The sequence below is a fragment of the Candidatus Sodalis sp. SoCistrobi genome (assembly GCF_900143145.1).
Taxonomy (GTDB): domain Bacteria; phylum Pseudomonadota; class Gammaproteobacteria; order Enterobacterales; family Enterobacteriaceae; genus SoCistrobi.
Genome location: NZ_FRDB01000189.1, coordinates 1 through 5,575, shown reverse-complemented (window position 1 = coordinate 5,575; position 5,575 = coordinate 1). Strand labels below are relative to the sequence as shown.

Here is a 5,575-nt window from a genome sequence, read left to right as displayed (position 1 = left end):
CATAGGTATCTACACATTTATCGTGATACCTGTTATTACTTTGCAGAATGATTTCAACCTATCTGTTGGCGGGATTGACTCTCGCCTTACCCGCCGATATCAGACGCTGGTTAAACAGCATATGACGCCCGCGGCTCTTCTTGCTTCTGCGGTTAAAGACCTCGCAAGTGCTCAAAAATCAACTTTCGCAACTACCCAAGCTGTCTGGCGTTTTCTGAATAATAAGCGAATTAGCTTCAGTCAACTCAATGAGCCAATTATTTCGCTAGCACTTGAGCAAATTTCGCTTAGCCCGCATCCATACGCTCTCGTTGTTCATGATTGGTCACGTTTACAATTTCTTTACCATCATGCCAAATACGGACGCTTAAAAATGACGCACGGTGGCGATGTTGGATATGAACTTCAAAGCAGCTTGCTGGTTGATGCTGGCACGGGTTTGCCAATAGCGCCTCTATCTCAGACACTTACCGATGCAACCGGTTGTCATTCAACGTTGGCGGAAGGACTGTCCGAACGGCAGACACATATGGACGCCTTGACGACCGATATTGCCCGTGTGGAATCGCTTAATATAGGTAAAAAGCTGATTCATATAATTGATAGAGAGGGTGACTCTATTGGACATATGCGGACGTTGAGTACTCAAGGAATATGCTGGCTTATCCGAGGAAAAGAAGGACATGGTGCAGAGTGGCAAGGTAATTCATTGAAAATTGGTGAGATTGCTGCTCTTCTGCCATACAACGGATGCGGACAGGTAGACTGGAAAGGGAAAAAAGCTGATATGGAAATCAGTGAAACCTCGATAGTCATAACCCGAGCTGCGCAGCAGAAGCGTAAAGATAAAGAAACCGGCCGCCGCATAAAAATCCAACCTGGAGAGCCTCTGACGGTCAGATTGGTTGTTGTTCGGCTTACGGATGATCTCGGTAATGTGGTGGGACGCTGGACGCTGCTTACAAACGTTTGCAGCGAGATCACCTGCGAGGAAGTAGCTCGTTGGTATTACTGGCGCTGGAATATTGAATCATTTTTTAAGTTGCTGAAAGGTGCCGGACATGACGTAGAAACATGGCTTCAGCGCAGCGCGCCAGCCGTACTACGCAGGTTGTTAATAGCCAGTATGGCTGCTGTTCTGGTATGGCGGCTGCAACGCGCTGAAGGAGAAGAAAATGCGGCAGCCCGCCAGCTGATATGTCGCTTGTCAGGACGACAGCAAAAGCGAGGCCGCAGAGAGAGCGCTCCTGCTCTGCTCGCTGGCCTATCCATCTTGTTGAATACACTAAAATTATTATCGGAATATAGTCTGGAAGAACTTACTCATTTAGCGAGAGTTGCTCTTAAGCCTCCTCCCTGATGTGTAGATACCTATGCCTTATCTGCTGGCCGGGGCGCCGACGTTCGATACCACGGTGACCAAATTCCGCGAACGGTACAACAGCCACAATCCGACCCTGCCCATTGGCGAGTTTCGCGCTCTGGAAGGCCCGATCGAACCGGCGAATCTCACCCGCGCCGCCAGTAAGATTAATGAAACCTTGTATGCCTCTACGGCGCTGGAAAAAGGCAGTGGCAAGATCAAAACGCTACAGCTTACCTATCTGCCGGTGGAAGGCAGCACCGAAAAGGCCGCTCGCGCGACCGCTATTGCCTATATGGCGGCGCTCCTGCGAGAGTTTGAACCAACGATAAGCGTGGAGCAAAGCACCGGGCGGGTGTTGGATCTGCTTAATCGCGGGCACGGTTCACGCTTTTTTCAACAACAGTGGGGCGCGCTGCGCTACGTGGTGGCGGACAATGGCGATAAGGGCCTGACTTTTGCCGTCGAACCGGTCAAACTCGCGCTGGCCGAGCCTTGATTCATGCACGATAAATGACAAAAAACAAAGCCACCTCAGTATTTCCTCTTTATACTGAGGTCAGGTAAAACTTGCCCCTAGGCAGTACTTTTCATCTCTCGCGTTCCCTGAATGGAGGAATAACAATGCGACATCCGTTAGTGATGGGTAATTGGAAACTTAATGGCAGCAAGCATATGGTCAATGATTTGATCGCTGCACTGCGCAACGAACTCAGCAGCGTCGTCGGTTGCGATGTCGCCATCGCTCCGCCGGTGACCTATCTTGATTTGGCAAAGCACCATCTGGGCGGCAGCCGGATTGCGCTAGGTGCGCAAAACGTCGACACCCATCTTTCGGGCGCCTATACCGGTGAAGTGTCCGCCGAAATGCTGAAAGATATCGGCGCGAAATATATTATCATCGGACATTCCGAACGCCGCACCTATCATAAGGAAAGCGATGCCTTGATCGCCGAGAAATTCGCCATCCTAAAAGAAGCTGGCCTGATCCCGGTATTGTGTATCGGCGAGAGCGAAGCGGAAAACGAAGCGGGCCAAACCGAAGCGGTGTGCGCCCGTCAGATTGATGCGGTGCTTAACAGCCTGGGCGCCAAAGCGTTCGAGAACACCGTCATCGCCTACGAGCCTATCTGGGCCATCGGTACGGGTAAATCCGCTACGCCGGCGCAGGCGCAGGCGGTGCATAAATTCATCCGCGACCATATCGCCAAGCATGACGCGGCAATTGCGGAGCAGGTCATTATCCAATATGGCGGCTCGGTTAATGCCGCAAATGCCGCGGAGCTGTTCACCCAACCGGATATCGATGGCGCCCTGGTTGGCGGCGCTTCGCTGAAGGCTGACGCCTTTGCGGTGATCGTTAAGGCTGCGGCAGAAGCGAAACAGGGCTGACGGCCCAAACCTATCGGCGGAGTCACATCGTTAGGCGCAAAACAACCGGGCTGGTCAATCGCTGACCAGCCCGGTTGTGTTTCGCACCTCAAGCGTCGTCCTGCCGCCGGTGAGTTCTCAGCGCTGGTTAATCTTATCGAAACTGCCGCCGCTGGCGAAATGTTCTTTTTGCACCTTGGTCCAATCGCCAAAAGTCTCAGCCAGGGTAAACAGCTTCAACGTTGGAAACTCTTTGGCATATTCCTTGGCCACATTGGCGTCGCGCGGGCGATAATAGTTTTGCGCCGCGATACGCTGCCCTTCAGCCGAATAGAGATAGTTCAGATAGGCCGTTGCCACATCGCGGGTGCCGCGCTTTTCCACTACCTTATCCACCACCGATACCGTTGGTTCAGCCAAAATCGATTCACTTGGGGTTATTCACCGGCGGCTTTGGTGATGTGGAAAAAGCGGCACGGGTATTTGCCATCAATGAGCTTGCCCCTCTCCAACAACGTTTGAGCGAAATTAACGATTGGGTGGGCGAAGAGGTGGTGCGATTTAAGCCCTATGAGCTGCTGGATAATGAGGCCGGATAAGCCACCAAAACGGCGCTCACGACAACGCCAAAGAGTGCAACACAGGGGCGCAACAAAACGCAACACTTTTTTTGAGAAAAAATCGGCCTGAAAGCCGCGCCGGACAAGGGTTTATGAGGTATGGATGGGTGCATAAAAAGTGAATAATTAAGTGAACAGCGCGCAGGCGCGGGGGGACTGCGCGCAAAGGGGGCTGGAAGGCAAAACCAACCCGGCTTCTGACCGCATGAAAGCCATCCTGTGACGCGTTCGTTTTCAGGATGATAAATCCCCTTCATCAGCGCGACGCCTCACCATAGTCCGCACAGGCGCTCTGAGGGGATTTGGGGTGTATTCAGACGACGGTGAATAGCAGGTATGTTATTCATTTTTATGAATAAATAGGTATTTTGCTTACGCTGGCGGCGGTCAGGGCAAGGCAGAATGCACGGGCTTCAGGAGGATCAGAATATGGGATGGATAGGCGTCGACCTGGACGGCACGCTGGCCGAGTCACGCACAGGTCAGGGCGCGCGTATCGGTAAGCCGGTGGGGCCGATGATGCGGCGCGTCCGGCGCTGGCTGAGTGAAGGACGCGAGGTCAGAATTTTTACCGCACGGGCGGCGACAGCGGACGGTGTCCGCGCGGTGCAAAGCTGGCTGCGCGCACAGGGGCTGCCGGCGTTAGCCGTGACGAATATGAAAGACAGCGAAATGTTACAGCCATGGGATGATCGGGCGATCCGGGTGGTGAAAAATACCGGCAAGGTCTGCGCAGGATGCGAAAAACGCCACGCCCTGACCGCTGAAGGTCAGGTAACGTTAACCGATTGTTAAATCATTGCGGCGCGGGCAGGTTGTCCAGCTCGCTGTCGGTCAGACCGGTGGATAGTCTGACAACGGCGCGATCGACACCATTAGCAAGAAGCTGACGGGCGATCTGGATACGGGTTTCCTGTCGGCCTTCCTGTCGGCCTTTCTGCTCGCCTTCCTGCCGTAGCTGTTCTGCAATCGTCATAACATCCTCCCGATAATCCTGTGTCTGTGCTGCTATGGTATGCAAAAACTGTTTGGTATCTGATGTTTCGCCCCGACCGACAATATAGTACATCAGACTACGAAACTGCTCTTGCGGCAGCGTCCACTGATTCAGCAGTCGTGCAATCTCTTCGGCCAGCTCCAGCATATCCCTTGTGCGAATATGCTTCATGACCAGCTCCAGCAAGGCGACACGTTGGTGGGTGACTATCGCATTGTCTGGCATGGCGGTAATATCAACCAGCGGGAAAGCTTGCCTGTAGACTGATTCTGCCAGCTCAGGATCGGCAAAGCAATCCAGCCAGCGGGTTGTGTAAGGGTAAGGTGAGGTGCAGCCATGGTAAAAGAGCAAGGGAATGACGACCGGCAGGGTGTCATTGCCCTGCTCCAGATGCCGCTGCATGGCGGCGACGGCGTACTTTAGCAGCCTGAAGGCCATGAGTTTCTCTGGTCGGCTCTGGTGCTCAATGAGCAGGTAGAGATACCCCTTCCCCACAGGGGTCTGCACGGAGTAGAGCATATCGGAACACTGCGTGCGCAGATCATCCTCGATAAACGAACCGGACTCCATTGCAAGGGTAGTAAAATCGCAACGCTCCCGAAGATGCGGTGGCAGATGGATAGCGAGAAAGTCCCGGGCAACCTCGATATTACCGAGGAATTTTCTAAACAGTGCGTCGTGATGTGAAGGTATTTTTGGCATGGCCGCAGTATAGCGGCATCCGAAAGCAACAGCCATCGACTTTACCCTGATTTTTATGCATAAAAATAACCCTGTTTGTTGATTTTCTGTATCATGCTTCTATGTATACCGGATGAATACAGAGAGAAGAGAGCATGGTGAGCAATCTGGGAAAATATCTTAGAAAACTAAGAATAGATCACGACATGACCCTTAGGGATATGGCCGATTGTTTGGGCGTAAGCGCTGCCTATGTATCCGCAATCGAACTGGGTAAGCGCGCAGCCCCCGCCCCCTTCATTGAAGGTATTGCCTACCACTTTAAAATTAAGGGTGAGGCGCTGGAGGAATTTAAAAAATTAGCAGACCTTTCTCAACCATCAATAAAAATTAATCTCATAGGGGTGAATGAGCAGTGAATCACCCCGGATAAATTAGAGTCTATACTTTAAAAGTGGAGGTCTCTATGACAACGACCAAACGTTACTCTCCGGAAGTCCGTGAACGGGCAGTTAATCTAGTGCTGGAAACTCAGCATGAGCA

General features: G+C 52.3%; 5 protein-coding genes and 3 pseudogenes. 6 read left to right on the top strand and 2 right to left on the bottom strand.

Annotation, left to right across the window (positions count from 1 at the left end):
* The 3 genes and pseudogenes from CINSTRO3249_RS17695 to tpiA all read left to right on the top strand — a co-directional run.
* Window positions 1–1,360, top strand: a 1,360-nt coding sequence (locus CINSTRO3249_RS17695) for a flagellar biosynthesis protein FlhF (protein ID WP_254304262.1), incomplete at its 5' end; no start/stop codon positions are given.
* Window positions 1,361–1,376: 16 nt separating this feature from the next.
* Window positions 1,377–1,862 (top strand): annotated as a pseudogene (locus CINSTRO3249_RS12115) (DUF1454 family protein); the annotation flags it as partial.
* 125 nt (window positions 1,863–1,987) lie between these two features.
* The gene (tpiA, locus tag CINSTRO3249_RS12110; RefSeq protein WP_074013466.1) at window positions 1,988–2,755 is read left to right on the top strand and encodes a triose-phosphate isomerase; all 768 of its coding nucleotides are present in this window, start codon (window positions 1,988–1,990) and stop codon (window positions 2,753–2,755) included.
* Window positions 2,756–2,872: 117 nt separating this feature from the next.
* Here tpiA and CINSTRO3249_RS12105 read toward each other — a convergent pair.
* Window positions 2,873–3,175, bottom strand: a pseudogene (locus tag CINSTRO3249_RS12105) (sulfate transporter subunit); the annotation flags it as partial.
* 2 nt (window positions 3,176–3,177) lie between these two features.
* Between CINSTRO3249_RS12105 and CINSTRO3249_RS12100 the strand changes: the two are divergent.
* Window positions 3,178–3,333, top strand: a pseudogene (locus CINSTRO3249_RS12100) (capsid portal protein); the annotation flags it as partial.
* A gap of 450 nt (window positions 3,334–3,783) precedes the next feature.
* Window positions 3,784–4,149 carry a hypothetical protein gene (locus CINSTRO3249_RS12095; protein WP_074013468.1) on the top strand — a complete coding sequence of 122 codons (366 nt, stop codon included), beginning with the start codon at window positions 3,784–3,786 and terminating at the stop codon, window positions 4,147–4,149.
* 1 nt (window position 4,150) lies between these two features.
* Here the strand turns inward: CINSTRO3249_RS12095 and CINSTRO3249_RS12090 are convergent, their stop codons facing one another.
* Entirely contained in the window at window positions 4,151–5,053 is a 903-nt protein-coding gene (locus tag CINSTRO3249_RS12090; RefSeq protein ID WP_084790214.1) for an Rpn family recombination-promoting nuclease/putative transposase, read from the bottom strand.
* Between the two features lie 134 nt (window positions 5,054–5,187).
* Here CINSTRO3249_RS12090 and CINSTRO3249_RS12085 point away from each other — a divergent pair, with 134 nt between their 5' ends.
* Window positions 5,188–5,451 (top strand): helix-turn-helix transcriptional regulator, encoded by a 264-nt coding sequence (locus CINSTRO3249_RS12085; RefSeq protein ID WP_074013465.1) that lies wholly within the window; start codon window positions 5,188–5,190, stop codon window positions 5,449–5,451.
* Window positions 5,452–5,575 lie beyond the last annotated feature (124 nt).

Excerpts from the sequence above, each read along its gene's own strand:
- tpiA (WP_074013466.1), top strand. The coding sequence starts at position 1,988 with ATGCGACATCCGTTAGTGATGGGTAATTGGAAACTTAATGGCAGCAAG.
- CINSTRO3249_RS12095 (WP_074013468.1), top strand. The coding sequence starts at position 3,784 with ATGGGATGGATAGGCGTCGACCTGGACGGCACGCTGGCCGAGTCACGC.
- CINSTRO3249_RS12090 (WP_084790214.1), bottom strand. The coding sequence starts at position 5,053 with ATGCCAAAAATACCTTCACATCACGACGCACTGTTTAGAAAATTCCTC.
- CINSTRO3249_RS12085 (WP_074013465.1), top strand. The coding sequence starts at position 5,188 with ATGGTGAGCAATCTGGGAAAATATCTTAGAAAACTAAGAATAGATCAC.